This is a genomic window from Embleya sp. NPDC020630 (genome assembly GCF_044334985.1).
Lineage (GTDB): Bacteria > Actinomycetota > Actinomycetes > Streptomycetales > Streptomycetaceae > Embleya.
Genome location: NZ_JBIRUB010000007.1, coordinates 426,352 through 444,766 on the forward strand (window position 1 = coordinate 426,352; position 18,415 = coordinate 444,766).

General features: G+C 70.8%; 14 protein-coding genes. 13 read left to right on the top strand and 1 reads right to left on the bottom strand.

What is annotated here, in order from left to right; genetic code table 11:
* The first annotated feature begins 207 nt into the window (after positions 1-207).
* The 9 genes from ACH4XV_RS25750 (at position 208) to ACH4XV_RS25790 (ending at position 10,875) form a co-directional block, all read left to right on the top strand.
* A complete protein-coding gene (locus ACH4XV_RS25750; protein ID WP_395793663.1) occupies positions 208-1,059 on the top strand; it encodes a fumarylacetoacetate hydrolase family protein in 852 nt (283 codons plus the stop codon).
* Positions 1,056-1,961: an SMP-30/gluconolactonase/LRE family protein gene (locus ACH4XV_RS25755; RefSeq protein ID WP_395793665.1), complete on the top strand. Its 906-nt coding sequence runs from the start codon at positions 1,056-1,058 to the stop codon at positions 1,959-1,961. Before ACH4XV_RS25750 ends, ACH4XV_RS25755 begins: the two co-directional genes overlap by 4 nt.
* 214 nt (positions 1,962-2,175) lie before the next feature.
* A complete protein-coding gene (locus tag ACH4XV_RS25760) occupies positions 2,176-3,111 on the top strand; it encodes a zinc-binding dehydrogenase (protein WP_395793667.1) in 936 nt (311 codons plus the stop codon).
* Positions 3,112-3,211: 100 nt separating this feature from the next.
* Positions 3,212-4,507 (top strand): alpha-galactosidase, encoded by a 1,296-nt coding sequence (gene melA, locus ACH4XV_RS25765; protein ID WP_395793669.1) that lies wholly within the window; start codon positions 3,212-3,214, stop codon positions 4,505-4,507.
* A 29-nt stretch (positions 4,508-4,536) separates the two neighbouring features.
* Positions 4,537-5,628: an amidohydrolase family protein gene (locus tag ACH4XV_RS25770; protein WP_395793671.1), complete on the top strand. Its 1,092-nt coding sequence runs from the start codon at positions 4,537-4,539 to the stop codon at positions 5,626-5,628.
* Positions 5,625-6,563: a carbohydrate ABC transporter permease gene (locus tag ACH4XV_RS25775; RefSeq protein WP_395793673.1), complete on the top strand. Its 939-nt coding sequence runs from the start codon at positions 5,625-5,627 to the stop codon at positions 6,561-6,563. Before ACH4XV_RS25770 ends, ACH4XV_RS25775 begins: the two co-directional genes overlap by 4 nt.
* A gap of 10 nt (positions 6,564-6,573) precedes the next feature.
* Entirely contained in the window at positions 6,574-7,536 is a 963-nt protein-coding gene (locus ACH4XV_RS25780; protein WP_395793675.1) for a carbohydrate ABC transporter permease, read from the top strand.
* A gap of 31 nt (positions 7,537-7,567) precedes the next feature.
* Positions 7,568-8,941: an ABC transporter substrate-binding protein gene (locus ACH4XV_RS25785; protein ID WP_395793677.1), complete on the top strand. Its 1,374-nt coding sequence runs from the start codon at positions 7,568-7,570 to the stop codon at positions 8,939-8,941.
* A gap of 41 nt (positions 8,942-8,982) precedes the next feature.
* Entirely contained in the window at positions 8,983-10,875 is a 1,893-nt protein-coding gene (locus tag ACH4XV_RS25790) for a spherulation-specific family 4 protein (protein WP_395793679.1), read from the top strand.
* Between the two features lie 135 nt (positions 10,876-11,010).
* On the opposite strand, the gene ACH4XV_RS25795 is transcribed toward ACH4XV_RS25790, so the two are convergent.
* Complete coding sequence (locus ACH4XV_RS25795; protein ID WP_395793681.1) at positions 11,011-11,886, bottom strand: aldo/keto reductase; 876 nt, start codon at positions 11,884-11,886, stop codon at positions 11,011-11,013.
* Between the two features lie 251 nt (positions 11,887-12,137).
* On the opposite strand from ACH4XV_RS25795, the gene ACH4XV_RS25800 reads away from it, so the two are divergent.
* From ACH4XV_RS25800 to ACH4XV_RS25815, 4 genes are all read left to right on the top strand, one after another.
* Positions 12,138-13,439, top strand: coding sequence for an ATP-binding protein (locus ACH4XV_RS25800; protein ID WP_380003680.1), 1,302 nt, complete (start codon positions 12,138-12,140; stop codon positions 13,437-13,439).
* A 171-nt stretch (positions 13,440-13,610) separates the two neighbouring features.
* Positions 13,611-14,777: an L-rhamnose isomerase gene (gene rhaI / locus ACH4XV_RS25805; RefSeq protein WP_395793683.1), complete on the top strand. Its 1,167-nt coding sequence runs from the start codon at positions 13,611-13,613 to the stop codon at positions 14,775-14,777.
* A 73-nt stretch (positions 14,778-14,850) separates the two neighbouring features.
* Positions 14,851-16,893, top strand: a complete 2,043-nt coding sequence (locus tag ACH4XV_RS25810) for a bifunctional aldolase/short-chain dehydrogenase (RefSeq protein ID WP_395793685.1) — start codon at positions 14,851-14,853, stop codon at positions 16,891-16,893.
* A complete protein-coding gene (locus ACH4XV_RS25815) occupies positions 16,890-18,398 on the top strand; it encodes a rhamnulokinase family protein (RefSeq protein ID WP_395793687.1) in 1,509 nt (502 codons plus the stop codon). The genes ACH4XV_RS25810 and ACH4XV_RS25815 overlap by 4 nt, the downstream gene beginning before the upstream one ends.
* The last annotated feature ends 17 nt before the right edge of the window (positions 18,399-18,415 follow it).

Below are 18,415 nucleotides of genomic sequence, written 5' to 3' on the forward strand. Positions count from 1 at the left end.
GCGGTGTGTCCTCGAGCGCCGGGCGCGTGGGATGGGCCGGTCCCGGGTGTGCCTGGGTGGGGGGCAACTTTCCTGTTTGGTGCGGGGATTGGGTTTGGGGGTGGGGGGACTGGGGGCTCTTGACAGGTTTGGCGGGGCGTTGTTTTACTCGCTTCGCTACTTGGAATTGCGTTCCGCTAGGCGGAATGCCGAACTACGGGGAGCGGCATGAGGTTGGCGACAGTCGACTGTGAGGGCCGGGCGGTGGCCGTGGTCGAGCGGGACGGGGGGTTGTACTGGCTCGACGGGCCCGGGGGCGGGACGCTCGGGGCGCTGGTCGCGGCTGGGCCCGAGGTGGTGCGGGCGGTGGTCGATGCCGCCGTCGAGCCGGTTCGGGCGACTCGGTACCTGGCGCCGTTGCGGCCGGGGAAGATCGTTGCGATCGGACTGAACTACCTGGACCACATCCGCGAGGCCGGTGTGGAGCCGCCGAGCAGCCCGCTGGTGTTCGCCAAGTTCCCGTCCAGCGTGATCGGCAGCGGCGATGCCATCGTCGTCGACGCCGAGCTGACCAAGGACGTGGACTGGGAGGTCGAACTCGGCGTGGTGCTCGGCCGGCCGCTGCGCAACGCGGACAAGGACGAGGCGATGGCCGCGATCGCCGCATACACCGTCGCCAACGACGTCTCCGCCCGCGACCTCCAGTTCGGCGACGGGCAGTGGGTGCGCGGGAAGAGCCTGGATACGTTCTGCCCGCTGGGTCCGGTCCTGGTCACTCCCGACGAGGTGGCCGACCCGCAGGCGCTCGCGCTGCGCACCCGGGTCAACGGGCAACTCGTGCAGGACTCCTCGACCGCCGAAATGCTCTTCGGCATCGCCGAGTTGTTGTCGTACTGCTCGCGGGCCTTCACCCTCGAACCCGGCGACCTCGTGCTCACCGGCACCCCCTGGGGCTGCGGTGCGTTCATGGACCCGCCGCGCCGGCTGGCACCGGGCGACGTGCTGGAGACCGAGATCGAGGGCATCGGCGTACTGGTCAATCCGGTCGTCGGCGCCGAGGCCCGACCGGGACGTCCGTGACCCTCGGCGGTTCCGTCCCCGGCGCGGGGGCGGGGCCGGTCCCGCTGTCGCCGCCGGCGGCCACACTCGGCGAGAGCCCGTGCTGGGACGCGCGCAGCGGCCGGCTCCTGTGGGTGGACATCCCGGCGGGCCGGGTCCACTACCTGATCCCCGACACCGACCTATACGGCTGGTACGACATCGGCCGACCGGTGAGCGCGATCGTCCCGCGCGAGGTCGGCGGCTTCGGCCTCGCCGTGCGTGAGGGGTTCGCCGTCCTGGAGCCGGACGGCACGGTCCGGATCGTCGCCCCCGTGGAGGCCGACCGACCCGGCAACCGGATGAACGACGGGGCCTGCGACCGGGCCGGCCGCTTCTTCGCCGGCACCAAGGCGGAGGACGACACCCCCGGTGCCGGCGCGCTCTACCGACTCGACCCGCCCGACACCACCCACCCGAGCGAACCGCCGCGACTCGTGCGGGTGTTCGCCGACGTGACCAACTCCAACGGGATCGCCTGGAGCCCGGACGAGCGACTGGTCTACTACGTGGACACCGGCACCGGCCGGATCGACGTCTGCGCCTACGACCCCGCCGACGGCACCGTCTCCGACCGCCGACCCTTCGCCGAGGTCCCGGCGGAGGCCGGCCTGCCCGACGGCCTGACCGTCGACGCCGACGGCGGCGTGTGGGTCGCGCTGTGGGAGGGCGGGGCGCTGCGCCGCTACACCCCCGACGGCCGGCTCGACCGTACCCTGCCCGTGCCGGTACGGCGGGTGACGAACTGCGTGTTCGGCGGTCCCGACCTGGACGTGCTCTACGTGACCACGGCCGCGACCGACGACCGGGAACCGCTGGGCGGCCGGTTGTTCGCGTTCCGCCCCGGAATCCGCGGCCTGGCCGCGCACCCCTACCGAGGCTGACCTCCCCTTCGCGGCCGACCGCCGCCGCGACCGGCCCACCACCCCGCGACCCGCAGCCCACCACCGCCGCGACCGCGCCCACCACCCCGCGACCCGCGGCCGACACCGCCGCCGCGACCCCACGATCGACCCACACCCGCCCCAGGGCGAGATGGAGAGTGCACGTGAAGGCCAACCAGTACACCGGCGACGCGGCGACCCAGGGGGCACGACGATGAGGGCGCTCGTGTTCACCGGACCCGCCACCGTCGAGATGGACGACGTGGCCGAACCCGAACCGGCCGAGGACGAGGTACTGATCCACGTACGCAGCGCCGGCATCTGCGGCAGCGAACTGCACGGCGTACGCACCCCCGGCTTCCGCGTCCCGCCCCTGGTGATGGGGCACGAGTTCGCGGGCGTGACCGACGACGGAACCTCGGTCACCGTCAACCCGATCCTGTCCTGCGGCACGTGCGACCTGTGCCGGGGCGGCCTGCGCCAGGTCTGCCGCGACCGCCGGATCATCGGCGTACACGTGCCCGGCGGCTTCGCCGAGCGCGTCGCGGTCCCGCGCTCCGCGCTGCACAAGCTCCCCGACGACATGTCGTGGGAGGCCGCCGCCGTGATCGAGCCCGCCGCCAACGCGGTACACGCCTGGCGGCTCGCCGACGTCGCGCCCGGCGCCCGGGTCGGCGTGATCGGCGCCGGCGCGATCGGCCTGGTCTGCGTCCTGGCCGCCGTCGGCGAGGAGACCGCGAGCATCGCCGTCGCCGACCGCTCGCCCGAACGCCGCCGGATCGCCGCCAAGCTGGGCGCCACCACCGTGGCCGGCGAACTCACCGGCGAGTTCGACGTGGTCTTCGACGCGGTCGGCAGCAGCGAAACCCACGAGCAGTCGGTGCGCCTGCTGCGTCCGGGCGGGGTGGCCATCTGGCTCGGCCTGGCCGGCGCCGAGGCCGGCTTCGACGCGACCGTGCTGGTCCGTACCGAAAAGCGCGTGCTCGGCTCGTTCGCCTACACCAACGCGGAGTTCGAGCGCGCCGTCGACCTCGTCGGCGGCTGGGGCCTGGGCTGGACCGCGAGTTACCCCCTGGAGTCGGGCGCGGAGATCTTCACCGACCTCATGCGCGGCGGCAGCCACCCGGTCAAGGCGATCCTGCGCCCCTGACCGGCCGACCGGCGCGCGACCGGCCGACCGCCCACCCGCGCGCCCGCCCACCCCACCACCCGGGCCCCACCCCGAAGCCGCACAGCGAGGTGACCGCACCATGGCAAGGATCGTGCTCATCGGAGCCGGCAGCATCACGTTCGCCAAGAACCTGCTCTCCGACCTCCTGACCTACCCCGAACTCGCCGACGAGATGACCGTCGTCCTGCACGACATCGACGTCGAACGGCTCAACACCGCCGAGCAGATGACCCGTTGGATGATCGACACGCTCGGCGTCGGCGCCAAGGTGGAGGCCCACCTCGGCCGCCGCCGCGCCCTGGCCGGCGCCGACTACGTGATCAACGAGATCGCGGTCGGCGGCGTCAAGGCCGCGCACATCGATTTCGAGATCCCCGCCCGCTACGGGCTGCGCCAGACCATCGGCGACACCCTCGGCATCGGCGGCATCTTCCGCGCGCTGCGCACCATCCCGGTCATGGTCGGCATCGGCAGGGACATGGCCGAACTGTGCCCCGACGCGATCCTGATCAACTACACCAACCCGATGTCGATGATCCCGCGCGCGGTCTACGAGGGCACCGGCCTGAAGAAGGTCGTCGGCGTGTGCCACTCGGTCCGCGACACCGAGGCCACGCTGGCGCGCCTGGTCGGCATCCCGAAGGAGGAGATCTCCTTTCGCACGGCCGGCGTCAACCACCAGGCGTTCGTCCTGCGCTTCGAACACCGCGGCGAGAACCTCTACCGGCGCCTGGACGAGGTGATCGAAGCCGACCCGGAGATGCGGCGCCGGGTACGGGTCGAGGTCTACCGCCGCTTCGGCTACTTCCCCACCGAGTCCAGCGAGCACGGCTCGGAGTACCTGCCCTGGTTCCTGCCGCACCAGGACCAGGTGGACCGGTTCCGCCTGCCGATCGGCACCTACCTGGACTGGCTCCAGGACAACCTCGACACCTACGAGGCGCTGGTTGCCGGGCTGCGCGCGGGCAACGGCGTGGAGATCGCGCCCGGCAACGAACTCGCCTCGCTGATCATCCACTCCATCGAGACCGGCACCCCGCGCGTACTGCACGGCAACGTGGTCAACGACGGACTGATCGGCAACCTGCCGTCCGACGCGTTCGTCGAAGTCCCGTGCCTGGTCGACAAGGCGGGCGTACAGCCCACCAAAATCGGCGCACTGCCGCCGCAACTGGCCGCGCTCAATCGGAATTACCTCAACGTCGGCGACCTGACCCTGCACGCCGCCCTGGAGGGCCGCCGCGACCACGTCTACCACGCCGCGATGCTCGACCCGAACGCGTCCGCGACCCTGACGCTGCAACAGATCCAGGATCTGGTCGACGAGTTGATCGTCGCGCACGGTGCCTCGCTGCCCGCCGGCATCCGCAACTGATCCGTCCGACCCAGACAGGGAGCGAGTAGATGATCCCGCACTTCCCCCACGAAACCGTCGTGCCGGCGCACCTGAAGGATCTGCCGCTGGCGCGGTACACGCCGCGCTCGCGGCTCGTCGTCGGGGCGCACGAGGTCGAGCGGGCCTCGCTCCCGGTCGTCGACGCGCACGTCCACCTCGGCCGCTGGCTCAGCGAGGACGGCGGCTGGGTGGTGCCCGACGTCGGCGCACTGCTCGCGATGATGGACGAGTTGGGCATCCGCGGCATGGTCAACCTCGACGGTCGTTGGGGCTCCGAACTCGACGAGAACCTGGCCCGCTACGACCACGCCCACCCCGGCCGGTTCGCCACCTTCTGCCACGTCGACTGGCGCGAGTTGGCGACCCCCGGATTCGAGGAGCGGATCGCCGCCGGGATCCGCCGCGCCGCCGAGACCGGCGCGGTCGGACTCAAGGTCTGGAAAGACCTCGGTCTGCAACTGCGGGACCACGCCGACACGTTGGTCATGGTCGACGACCCGCGCCTGGACACCCTGTGGGCCACCGCCGGCGAGGTCGGCCTGCCGATCTGGATCCACACCGCGGACCCGGTCGCCTTCTTCGACCCCATCGACGAGCACAACGAACGCCTCGAACTGCTCCTGGCCCGCCCGGACTGGTCGTTCGCCGACGACCGTTTCCCCACCTTCGAACGACTGGTCCAGGCACTGGAGAACGCGGTCGCCCGGCACCCCGGCACCACCTTCGTCGGCGTGCACATGGGCTGCTACCCGGAAAACCTGCAATGGGTGGGCCGGATGCTGGACACCTACGCCAACTTCCACGTCGACATCGCGGCCCGGATCGCCGAACTCGGCCGCCAGCCCAGGGCCACCACCGAGTTGATCCTGCATCACCCCGACCGGGTGCTGTTCGGCACCGACGAGATCCCGCCCGACCGGGCCTCCTACCAGCGGCACTTCCGCTTCCTGGAGACCGCCGACGAGGGTTTCCCGCACTCCGACCAGGACCCGCCGCTGATGGGCCGCTGGGCGATCAGCGGGCTCGACCTGCCCCAGGACGTGCTGGCCAAGGTCTACGCCGACAACGCACTGCGACTCGTCCCCAGGCTGGCCTCATGAGCATGACCCTGGGTCGGCGCAAGGCTCGCCCCGCTCGCCCCGCCCGCCCCCAAACCATCGGCCGCGCGCGGTCGAAGGAGAATCGGGCCGCCGGCCTGTTCCTGCTCCCCGCGTTCATCGGCTTCGCCGTCTTCTACCTCTACCCCACCGGTCGCGGCATCTGGATCTCGCTCACCGACTGGAACCTGCTCTCCGACCCGACGTACGTCGGCGCCGACAACTACGTCGAGGTGGCCAAGGACCCGCTGTTCTGGAACGCCCTCAAGGTCACCGCCTACTTCGTCTTCATCACCCTCGGCGTACAGGTCGGCGTGGCCCTGCTGCTCGCCGCGATCATGGTCCGGCTCACCGGATCCGTCGTGGTCCGCGCCCTGCTCCTGGTGCCCTGGCTGGTGCCGAACGTGACCATCGGGCTGATCTGGCTGTGGATGCTCGACGCCAACCTCGGCTTCGTGAACCACCTGATGGGCAAGACCGGGAGCGACACGCACGGCTTCTTCGCCTCGCCGGACGAGGCCCTGCTGAGCGTGTCCGCGGTCAACATCTGGGCGGGCACCGGATACGTGGCGCTGCTCCTGTACGCCGGGATGTTGCAGATCCCGGGCGAGCTGTACGAATCCGCGTCCCTGGACGGCGCGGGCGAGATCCGGATGTTCTTCAAGATCACCCTGCCTCTGCTCCGGCCGATCCTGGCCCTGGTGATGGTGGTCTCGGTGATCGGCTCGTTCCAGATCTTCGACACGATCGCGGTGACCACCAAGGGCGGCCCGGTCGACGCCACCCGCGTCGCCTACTACTACATCTACCAGGAGGCGTTCACCCACTTCCGCATGGGTTACGCCGCCGCCATGGCGCTGTGCCTGGTGGTCGTGCTCGGCGGACTGACCTACCTCCAGATGCGCCTGCTGCGCGCCTCCACGTCCGACCTGGCCTGAGGGGTTGACCATGTCCACATCCACCCAGGCCCGACCGACCGCCAGGGCCGCATCCTCGAAGCCGGCCGCCGACGAGAGCGAACGCCGCCCGCCGCGCCGAAAGTTCGGACTCGGACGCGCCCTGGCCTGGCTGGTGCTCGGCGTCTCGCTGCTGATCACCCTCTTCCCCTTCTATTGGATGTTGCGCACCGCGCTGACCGACGGCAACCATCTCTACTCCGACAGCACCTCGCTGTGGCCCGAGCACTTCACCTTCGCCAACTTCAAGCGGGTGCTCGGTCTCGCGTCGGACGAGGAGAGCCGCGCGGCCGGCGGATCGGGCGCCGACCTGGACTTCCTGCTGTACACCCGCAACTCGATCATCTACACCACGGCGATCGTGGTCGGGCAGACCCTCTCCTGTGCGATGGCCGGCTACGCGCTCGCCCGACTGCGCTTCCGGGGACGCGAGTTCGCCTTCGCCGTGGTCGTGGGCGCGCTGATGGTGCCGCCGATCTTCACGCTGCTGCCCAACTTCGTGATGGTCAAGGACCTGGGCATGCTGAACAGCTTCGCCGGCATGGTCGCACCGACGCTGCTGATGACCCCGTTCACGGTGTTCTTCCTGCGCCAGTTCTTCATGTCGATCCCGCGTGAGATCGAGGAGGCGGCGATGCTCGACGGCGCCGGCCACTGGCGGATCTTCTGGCGGGTGGTGCTGCCGATGAGCAAGGGCCCGATCCTGACCATCGCGCTGACCACCGCGGTATGGGCGTGGAAGGACTATCTGTGGCCGCTGTTGGTCGGCAACGAACCCGACAATCGGGTACTGACCACCGGCATCGGCGTGTTCCTCCAGCAGTCGCCCAACGCCCGTCCCGACTGGACCGGCCTGATGGCCGCCTCCACGCTCTCGGTCATCCCGATGCTGATCCTGCTGGTGGTCTTCGGTCGACGGATCGTCAACGGCCTCAACTTCACCGGCCTCAAGTGAACCCCCCGAGTTTCCCTCCGAGGAGATGCCCATGTCCCGTTCCGTGATCCGCCGTTCGCTGAGATCGCCCGCCGTCCGCACGTCCGCCGTGGTCGCCAGTGTGGTGCTCGTCGCCGCCGGGTGCGGCTCCGGCGGATCCTCGGGCGGCGGCGGTGGGGACTCGGTGAAGCTGAAGTATTCGTTGTGGGACGACAACCAGCTTCCGCAGTACAGGAAGTGCGCGGAAGCCTTCCACGTCAAGAACCCGAAGATCACCGTCGAGGTCACCCAGACCGCGTGGGCGCAGTACTGGCAGAACCTGACCACGCAGGTCGTCTCCGGGACCGCGCCGGACGTGTTCACCAACTCCGTCCTGTACTTCCCGCAGTTCCAGAAGAACAACCAGATCCAGGACCTGACGTCCTACATCCAGCGCGACACCGTCGATCTACAGCAGTACCAGGCCAACCTGGCCGACGTGTGGACACGTGACGGAAAGCGCTACGGCCTGCCCAAGGACTGGGGCACCATGGGCGTCGCGTACAACAAGGAGATGGCGCAGCGCGCCCAACTCACCCCGCAGGCACTCGACGCCTGGAACTGGAACCCGGTCGACGGCGGCGACTTCGGTCGCGCGGTGGCCGCGATGACCGTCGACGAGAACGGCCGCACCGGCCTGGAGCCGGGCTTCGACAAGAACAAGGTCAAGACCTACGGTCTGGCCATCGCCTACGAGGGCGGCGCCGTCGGCCAGGACTCCTGGGGCCCGTTCGCGGTCTCCAACGGCTTCCAGTACGTGGACAAGAACCCGTTCGGCACCAAGTACAACTACACCGACCCCAAGCTCACGCAGACCCTCGACTGGTTCGCGGGGCTGATCAAGAAGGGGTACATGCCGGCGTACGACAAGCAGTCGACGGTCGGCGCCGACGGGCTGCTCCAGTCCGGCAAGGCCGCGATGACCATCGCCGGTTCGTGGATGGCCAAGACGTACATGGCCGGCGGCAAGGTCGCCTTCGCCGGCATGCCGACCGGTCCCACCGGGCGCAAGACGCCGATCAACGGCCTGTCCGACGCCGTGTACGCCAACGGCAAGCACAAGGAACAGGCATGGCAGTGGGTGAAGTTCCTGGCCTCCACCGAGTGCCAGGACATCGTCGCCGGCGAGGCCGTGGTCTTCCCGGCGATCACCACGTCCTCGGCCAAGGCCGAGGCCGCGCAACTGGCCGCGGGCCGCGACATGCGGATCTTCACCCAGCCAGTGGCAACCCCCGGGCAGACCTTCGTACTTCCGGTCACCGACCAGGGCGACCGGATCCTGGACATCGTGCAGAGTGCCGTCGACCGGGTCTGGCTCGGCCAGGCCGACGCCAAGTCCGCGCTCGGTCAGGCGAACAGCGATGTCAACGCCCTACTGAAGAAGTGAGCCACCGTCCCATCCGGAAGGTCATTCCAGAAGGAGTACGCATGCGCACGGATTCTCGTGCCCGCTCGTGGAGAGCGCGCACTGCCGCGGCGGGAACCGCCGCCGCCGCACTGCTCGGCGCCTCGCTGATCGCGACCGCGCCGGCCGCTCAGGCCGACCCCGGCCCGGGTATCAACCAACAGGTCGGTGTACCGGCCTATTTCCATCCGGGCGTCCCGTCCGGCGGGACGGCCTGGGCCACCCTCGCCAGTGGCACGGGCACCCCGGGGCTGACCGTCGTCAACATCGCCAACGGGCCGAACTTCGAAGAGAACGCGCCCAATGAGACGTTCAAGACCGCGATCCGGCAGGTGCGTCAGGCGGGCGGCAAGGTGATCGCCTACGTGGACACCGGCTACTTCGGCACCAACACCATCGGCGCCCCGAAGACCACCCGGCTCGGCGACACGAGCATCGCGGCGTGGCGGATCCAGATCCAGCACGACGTGGACAAGTGGTACCGGCTCTACGGCCCCGAGATCGACGGCATCTTCTTCGACCAGGGCCAGAACAGCTGCGGGCCGAACGGGACGAACGCGTACGCCGATGAGTATCGAGCGTTGACCGCGTACACCAAGCGCAACCACCCTGGCGCGCTGGTGGTGGACAATCCGGGCATCGACATCCCGCAGTGCTACGAGGACGCGGCCGATATCCAGGTCACCTTCGAGGGCAGCTACACGGACTACCAGGCGTTCAATCCGCCGCAGTGGGAACTCGACTCCGACCCGGCCAAGTTCTGGCACCTGATCTACGAGACCACCGAGGCGCAGATGCCGTCGGCGGTGGCGCAGAGCAAGCAGAAGAACGCCGGCACGGTCTACGTCACCCCGGACCAACTCGACCCCAACCCGTGGGACAGCCTCCCCGGCCCCTCCTACTGGTCGACGGAACTGGCCGCGGCCAAGGTCGCCCCGACCGCCGCTGCGGCAACGCCGGCACAACCCGCGGCCGTCACCACCTCGGCCACGTCGGTACAGCTGAGCTGGCCGAACTCGGGCCCGAGCACGGTGGCCGGCTACGACGTCTACCGCGACGGCGTCCGGATCGGTTCGGTGCCGCATCGCACCACCGGGACCTCGCAGTTCACCGCGACGGATCTGAACCCGTCGACCGCCTACGCGTTCACGGTTCGCGCCCGCAACGACGCGGGGGTGTTGTCGGCCGCGAGCCCGGCGCGCAGCGTCACCACCTCGGCACCTGGCGCCAACCCGCCGGGTGTGCCCGGGTCCTTCACCGGCGCCACCGCCGGTCCCACCTCGGTGCAGCTGTCCTGGACCGCGTCGACGCCGGGTTCGGCCGCCGTCGTGGCGTACGACATCTACCAGGACAACACCCGGATGGCGACGGTGCCGGCGAGCCAGATCTCGGCGCGGCTCGGTGACATGACGCCCGGTACGACCCACACGTTCGACGTGGTCGCCCGGGATGTCACCGGTCGGGTGTCGGCGCACACCGCGCAGGTCTCGCTGACCCCGCCGCCGCCGGCGGGCGGACCGATCGTGAACGTCACGGCGACCCTGACCGCCACCCAGGCCGAGTACAAGGCGACCTACCAACTGCCGTTCGGCACGCACCGGGTCTTCATCGACGCGGACAACAACGCGAACACCGGCTACGTCACGGGTCCGGTGTGGCCCGGCGTCGGGGCCGATTTCATGCTCGAGAACGGCTTCCTGTACAAGGCCACCAAGAACGGCGCGGACTGGACCGGGATGTGGCAGACGGTGTCGCTGACGCCGTCGCCGCTGGTCTCCAGCACCAACGACCAGTTCGTGTGGCGGATTCCTACCTCGGTGTTCGGCACGCTGAACGGGGGCACGCAAAAGCTGGCCATCCAGGGCGGCGAGCCGAGCACCTGGGCGGCCGCCTACCTGACCATCGTCCAGCAGTAACCCCATGAACGGGCATCCCGGCCGCCGTCCTCGGTCGGGATGCCCCCCACCGAACGGCGTGGCGACCGGGTCACCACGCCGCGAACCGCCCGCCCCGCCCCCGCCCCGATTCGGGGACGGGGCGGGCGTCGTGCGTCACAGGCCGATGGCGGACAGCGTCTCGAAGTCGTCGTCGGTGAGCCGGATCCGGGCCGCCTCGGTGTTCTCCTCCAGGTGCGCCACGCTGGATGTGCCCGGGATCGGGAGCATCACCGGCGAACGACGCAGCAGCCAAGCCAGCGCCAGTTGCGCCGGGGCCACCCCCCGTTCCTTGGCGAGGGTGTCCAACGGCCCGCCCGGGCGGGCGAGTTGCCCGGTGGCGATGGGGTACCACGGGATGAAGGCGATGCCCTCCTCTGTGGCGTAGTCGAGCACGGCCTCGGCCTTGCGGTTGACCAGGTTGTACAGGTTCTGCACAGAGACGATCTCGACGATCGCGCGTGCCTCGCGCAGTTGCTCGACGGTGACCTCGGACAGACCGATGTGCCGGATCTTGCCCTCCTCGCGCAGCCGGGCCAGTTCGCCGATCTGGTCCGCGAGCGGGACCTGCGGGTCGATCCGGTGCAGCTGGTAGAGGTCGATCCGCTCCAGGCCCAGGTGACGCAGGCTCAGTTCGGTCTGCTGGCGCAGGTATTCGGGGCGGCCCAGCTCGTGCCACTCGCCCGGGCCGGTGCGGGCGAAGCCGCCCTTGGTGGCGATCACCACGTCGTCGGCGTACGGGTGCAGGGCCTCGCGGATCAGTTGTTCGCTGACGAACGGGCCGTAGGAGTCGGCGGTGTCGATGAGGTTCACCCCCAGTTCGACGGCGCGTCGCAACACCCGGATCGCCTCCGGGCGGTCCTTCGGCTCGCCCCAGACACCGGCTCCGGTGAGCTGCATGGCTCCGAATCCGAGCCGATGCACCGGCAGGTCGCCGCCGATCGAAAAGACACCGGACGCCTGGGCGGGGCCTGACGCGGACGAGACGGTCATGGGTTCTCCGTTGGGGTCGGGCGGCCCGGCGGGCCGGACGGCACGGACGAGGTCGAAGCCCATTCTGCCCCCAGGGACCGCCCGAACGGCGATGACCTGCGCTTACCGCTGCCCGGTCGCGGCTCGGATGTCCATCCACGAGGTGACCAAGTCGGGGCACGCACTTGTACACAACGACACATTCGCCGCGGACCGGCGCTGCCTAGTGTGTGGCACTCGTCGAGGCACCGGATCCACGGACGGAGCGATTCATGGTCTGGCTGGTACAGGACTATCGCGAGGAGGACCTCGCGGCGGTGGTGCACCTGATCGACACCACGACCGGGCTCGGTCAGGAGTCGGTGTTCTCGCTGTCGGAGTGCATCCACGCACTGGCCTCCCGCCAACCGGCGGTGGTCGCCCGGCGAGATGGCGCGGTGGTCGGCGCGGCGCTGGCCACGGTGTCCGAGGGACGGGCCTGGGTGATGCGGATTGCCATCTCGCCCGGCGCGCGCGGCCTGGGTCTGACCAGCACGCTGCTGCTCGCCCTGGAGCGCCGACTGGTCGAGGAGCGGGTGCGGCGGATCGCGTACGTGCTGCCCGAGGAGGACTCGCGCGAACTGGGGCTGCGCAACGCCGGCTACGAACGGCGGCCTGCGGTGGCCTACTTCGAGAAGGTCGAGCCGGTCGACGACCACGTCGCGGAGACCCTGGACCGGCTCGGCGGGCGCATGTTGCCGGGCGACCTGTGGTCGAAGGTGGCCGGCATGGAGGTGGAGAAGAACCTGATCGAGCGGCGTGTGGTGCTCCCGCTCGCCGACCCGGGGCGGGCGCTGCGGCACGGGGTTGAACCGCCGCGCGCCATCGCCTTGTTCGGGCCCCCGGGGACCGGCAAGACCACCTTCGCCCGGGCCATCGCCTCCCGGCTCGGCTGGCCGTTCGTGGAACTGCTGCCCTCGCGCCTGGCCGACGGCGGAAACCTCGCCGCGGCGCTGCGCGAGGCGTTCGGGCGACTGGCCCGACTGGAGCGGATCGTGGTGTTCATCGACGAGGTCGAGGAGATCGCGCCGATCCGGCACGCCCGACCCGGCGCCGGGCACGCGGTGACCAACGAACTGCTCAAGCTGATCCCGGCGTTCCGCGAACACGGCGATCGGCTCCTGGTCTGCGCGACCAACTCGGTGCGCTCGCTCGACCCGGCGTTCCTGCGGCCCGGCCGGTTCGACTACATCATCCCGGTGGGCACACCGGACGCGGACGCCCGCCGGGCGATGTGGACCCACCACGCCTCGGCCCGCCCGGACGTGGACCTGGACGCACTGGTGGCGGCCAGTGACCTGCTCACCCCCGCCGACATCGGGCACGCGGCGCGGATCGCGGCCCAGGCGTCGTTCGAGCGCGACCTGTTCGAGGGCAACGACGGCGCCGACGGCCGCGACGACGCCGGCGAGGCGGGCGGCCCGGGCGCGCGGACCCGCGACTACCTGGACGCACTCGCCCAGTCCCGCCCCACGGTGACCGCGAGCATGGTCGAACTCTTCGAGGAGGACATCACCACCCATGCGCGGGTGTGACCCGACCGGCGCATCCGCCGACGCCGCGCCGCGGCGCCCGACCCCGGCCTCGGGGTACGGGCGCCGCTTGTGGTCTTGACGTGTTCCCGTTGCGGACGTACGTTCCCTTCCATCGGATTGAAACGTTTCATTTTCGCTCGACGGAACGTCGGACGTAGGCAGGAGCCCCCCATGCAGGACATCGAGGCGGTGCGGGCCGCCCTGCGCGCCCAGCGGATCGAGACGCCCTCGTGGGCCTACGGCAATTCCGGTACACGCTTCAAGGTGTTCGCCCAGGAGGGCGTCCCGCGCGATCCGTACGAGAAGATCGCGGACGCGGCCCGGGTGCACGCCCTCACCGGCGTGGCGCCGCTCGTGTCCTTGCACATCCCCTGGGACCGGGTCGACGACTACGCGCACCTGGCCGCGCACGCACACGAGCACGGGGTGCGGATCGGCGCGATCAACGCCAACGTGTTCCAGGACGACGCCTACCGCCTGGGCAGCGTGACCAACCCCGACGCCCGGGTACGCCGCAAGGCCGTGCACCACCTGCTCACCTGTGTGGACGTGCTGGACGCCACCGGCTCCCGCGACCTGAAGCTGTGGTTCGCCGACGGCACCAACTACCCGGGCCAGGGCGACATCGCCACCCGACAGGGGTACCTGGCCGAGGCGTTGGCCGAGGTGTACGCGCGTCTCGGCGCCGACCAGCGCATCCTGCTGGAATACAAGCTCTTCGAACCCGCCTTCTACATGACCGACGTCCCCGACTGGGGCACCGCCTACGCGCACTGCCTCGAACTCGGGCCCCGGGCCGTGGTCTGCGTGGACACCGGGCACCACGCGCCGGGCACCAACATCGAGTTCATCGTCGCGTTCCTGCTGAGTCGGGGCCGGCTCGGCGCGTTCGACTTCAACTCGCGCTTCTACGCCGACGACGACCTCATGGTGGGCGCCGCCGACCCGTTCCAACTCTTCCGGATCATGCACGAAGTGGTGCGCGGCGGCGGCCTCGACCCGGCGGCGGGGGTGAACTTCATGCTCGACCAGTGCCACAACATCGAGCCGAAGATCCCCGCCCAGATCCGCTCGGTCGCCAACGTCCAAGAGGCCACCGCCAAGGCGCTCCTCGTGGACGCCGAGGAGTTGGCCGCCGCCCAGCGGGCGGGCGACGTACTCGCCGCCAACGCCGTGCTGATGGACGCCTACGCGACCGATGTCCGGCCGCTGCTGCGGGAGTTGCGCGAGGAGCAGGGCCTCGCGCCCGACCCGGTGGCCGCCTACCACGCCTCCGGCTACGCGGAGCGCATCTGCGCCGAGCGCGTCGGCGGTACACAGGCCGGCTGGGGCGCCTGACCCCTTCGGGCCCCGCCGACCCATCCCGCTCCATCCCCGTCCCGACCCCGTCCATGTACGAGGAGACCCGCCGATGTCCGGCACCCCACCCGAGGTCGAGCACCTGCTCCGTCGCTCGCACGCGCTCGGCGCGGATCCGCGCAACACCAACTACGCCGGGGGCAACACCTCCGCCAAGGGCGTCGGCACCGACCCGGTCACCGGCACCCCGGTGGACCTGCTCTGGGTCAAGGGCTCCGGCGGCGACCTGGGCACCCTCACCGAGGACGGCCTCGCGGTGTTGCGCCTGGACCGGCTGCGCGCGTTGACGGCGGTGTACCCGGGGGACGACCGCGAGGACGAGATGGTCGCCGCGTTCGACTTCTGCGGGCACGGTCGGGGCGGCGCCGCGCCGTCCATCGACACCGCGATGCACGGTCTGCTCGACGCCGCGCACGTGGACCACCTGCACCCCGACTCGGGCATCGCGCTCGCCACCTCCGCCGACGGCGAGAAGCTGACCGCCGAGTGCTTCGGCGACACCGTGCTCTGGGTGCCGTGGCGTCGACCCGGCTTTCGGCTCGGCCTGGACATCGCGGCGATCCGGGCGGCGAACCCGCAGGCGATCGGTTGCATCCTCGGCGGGCACGGGATCACCGCGTGGGGGGAGACCAGCGCCGAGTGCGAGCGTAATTCGCTGCACATCATCCGCACCGCCGAGGAGTTCATCGCGGCCCGATTCGACCCGGCCCGCCATCCGTTCGGCGAGGTGCTCGCCGAGCCGCTTCCCGAATCCGAACGCCGGGCCAGGGCCGCCGCGTTGGCCCCGTTGCTGCGCGGCCTGGCCTCGACCGACGACGCCCGGGTCGGGCATTTCACCGAGACCGCACCGGTGTTGGAATTCCTGTCCCGCGCCGAGCACCCCCGCCTCGCCGCGCTCGGCACGTCCTGTCCCGACCACTTCCTGCGCACCAAGGTCCGCCCGCTGGTGCTCGACCTGCCGGCCGACGCGCCGCTCGACGAGGTCGCGGCCCGACTGCGCGAACTGCACACCGACTACCGGGCCGGCTACGCCGCCTACTACGCGCGCCACGCCGAACCCGACTCGCCGGCCATGCGCGGCGCCGACCCGGCGATCGTCCTGGTGCCCGGGGTGGGCATGTTCTCGTTCGGCGCGGACAAGCGCACCGCCCGCGTGGCGGGCGAGTTCTACCTCAACGCGATCAACGTGATGCGCGGCGCCGAGACCGTCTCCACCTACGCGCCGATCGACGAACGGGAGAAGTTCCGGATCGAGTACTGGGCCCTGGAGGAGGCCAAGCTGGCCCGCCTGCCCCGGCCGCGCCCGCTGGCCGCCCGGGTGGCCCTGGTCACCGGGGCCGGTTCGGGCATCGGCCGGGCCATTGCCGAACGCCTGGTCGCGGAGGGCGCGTGCGTGGTGGTCGCGGACCGGGACGCGGCGGGCGCGACGGCGGTGGCCGCCTCGCTCGGCGGCGCGGACCACGCCGTGCCGGTGACCGTGGACGTGACCTCCGAGGCGGGCGTCGCGACCGCGTTCGCCGCCGCCGCGCTGGCGTTCGGCGGCGTGGATCTGGTGGTCAACAACGCCGGACTGTCCATTTCCAAGCCGCTGTTGGAGACCACCGCACAGGACTGGGACGTGCAGCACGACGTCATGGCGCGCGGCTCGTTCCTGGTCGCGCGCGAGGCGGCCCGGACCATGATCGAGCAGGGCCTGGGCGGCGACATCGTCTACATCGTGTCCAAGAACGGCGTCTTCGCCGGCCCGAACAACATCGCCTACGGCGCCACCAAGGCCGATCAGGCGCACCAGGTACGGCTGTTGGCGGCCGAACTGGGCCCGCACGGGATCCGGGTCAACGGCGTCAACCCCGATGGTGTGGTGCGCGGATCCGGCATCTTCGCGGCCGGGTGGGGCGCGCAACGGGCCGCGGTGTACGGGGTCGAAGAGGAGAAGTTGGGCGAGTACTACGCGCAGCGCACCCTGCTCAAGCGGGAGGTCTTGCCGGAGCACGTGGCCAACGCGGTGTTCGCGCTGACCGCCGGCGACCTGTCGCACACCACGGGCCTGCACATCCCCGTCGACGCGGGTGTCGCCGCGGCGTTCCTGCGATGAACACACGCAACCGGAACGGGAGTTCCCGGGACGTCTTCGCCGCCGTCGATCTCGGCGCCTCCAGCGGCCGGGTGCTGGCCGGGCGCGTGGGCCCCGAGGTGTTGAGCGTCACCGAGGCCCACCGCTTCGTCAACCGTCCGGTGCGCGTCGGCGGCACGCTGTACTGGGACGTCCTGGCCCTGTACGGCGGCGTCCTGGACGGCCTGCGCGCCGCCGGCCGTACCGCGGGCACCCCGACGAGCATCGGAATCGACGCATGGGCCGTCGACTTCGGACTGCTCGACGCCGGCGGCACACTGCTCGGCAATCCGGTGCACTACCGCGACGAGCGCACCACGGGCATCCCCGAACGAGTGCACGCCCGCGTCTGCGCCGAGCGGCTGTACGCCGTCACCGGAATCCAACACGCGAGCTTCACCACCATCCACCAACTCGTCGCCGCCGCCGACACCCCGCAGTTCGGGCCGGCCCGGCGGGCGCTGCTGATCCCGGACCTGATCTCCTACTGGCTGACCGGCGAGGCCGGTACCGAGCTGACCAACGCCTCCACCACCGGACTCCTCGACCCGGACACCCGGCGCTGGTCCACCGAGATCATGGCCGAACTCGACCTCGATCCCGACCTGTTCGCCCCACTGCGCGCACCCGGCGCGGCGGCCGGCACGCTCACCGACGACGTGTCGGCGGAGACCGGACTGCCCGCCGGGGTCCGGGTCACCGCCGTCGCCTCGCACGACACCGCCTCGGCCGTGGTCGCCGTCCCCGCCCGCGACGAGCGCTTCGCCTACATCTCCAGCGGGACCTGGTCTCTGGTCGGCGTCGAACTCGACGCGCCGGTGCGCGGCGAGGAGAGCCGCCGGGCGAACTTCACCAACGAACTGGGCATCGACGGCACGGTGCGCTACCTGCGCAACGTGATGGGCCTGTGGCTGCTCCAGGAGTGTATGCGGCACTGGGACCGCCTCGGCCGGCCGCAATCCTTGGACCGGCTGCTCGACGACGCGGCGCGGGTGGCGCCGCTGCGCTTCCTCGTCGACGCGGGCGATCCCGTATTCCTGCCGCCGGGCGACATGCCCGAGCGCATCGCGGAGGCCTGCCGCAGGGCGGGAGAGCCGGTCCCGCGGACGCCGGGGGAGACGGTGCGCTGCATCCTGGACAGCCTCGCGCTCGCCTACCGCCGGGCGGTACGGGACGCGCAACGCCTGTCCGGGCGCGCCGTCGACGTGGTGCACGTGGTCGGCGGCGGCGCGCTGAACACGCTGCTGTGCCAGGCCACCGCCGACGCGTGCGCCCTGCCGGTGGTGGCCGGCCCCACCGAGGCCGCGGCGCTCGGCAACCTGCTCGTCCAGGCCCGGGCCGCCGGGACCGTGCCGGGCTCGCTCGCGGATCTGCGCGCACTGGTCCGGACCACTCAGCCGCTGCGCCGCCACGAACCCCGCCCCGACGCGGGCGACTGGGCCCGCGCCGCCGATCGCCTGCCCAAGCGCGCCGAGTCGCCGGTCTGACGCCATCGCCGATCGCG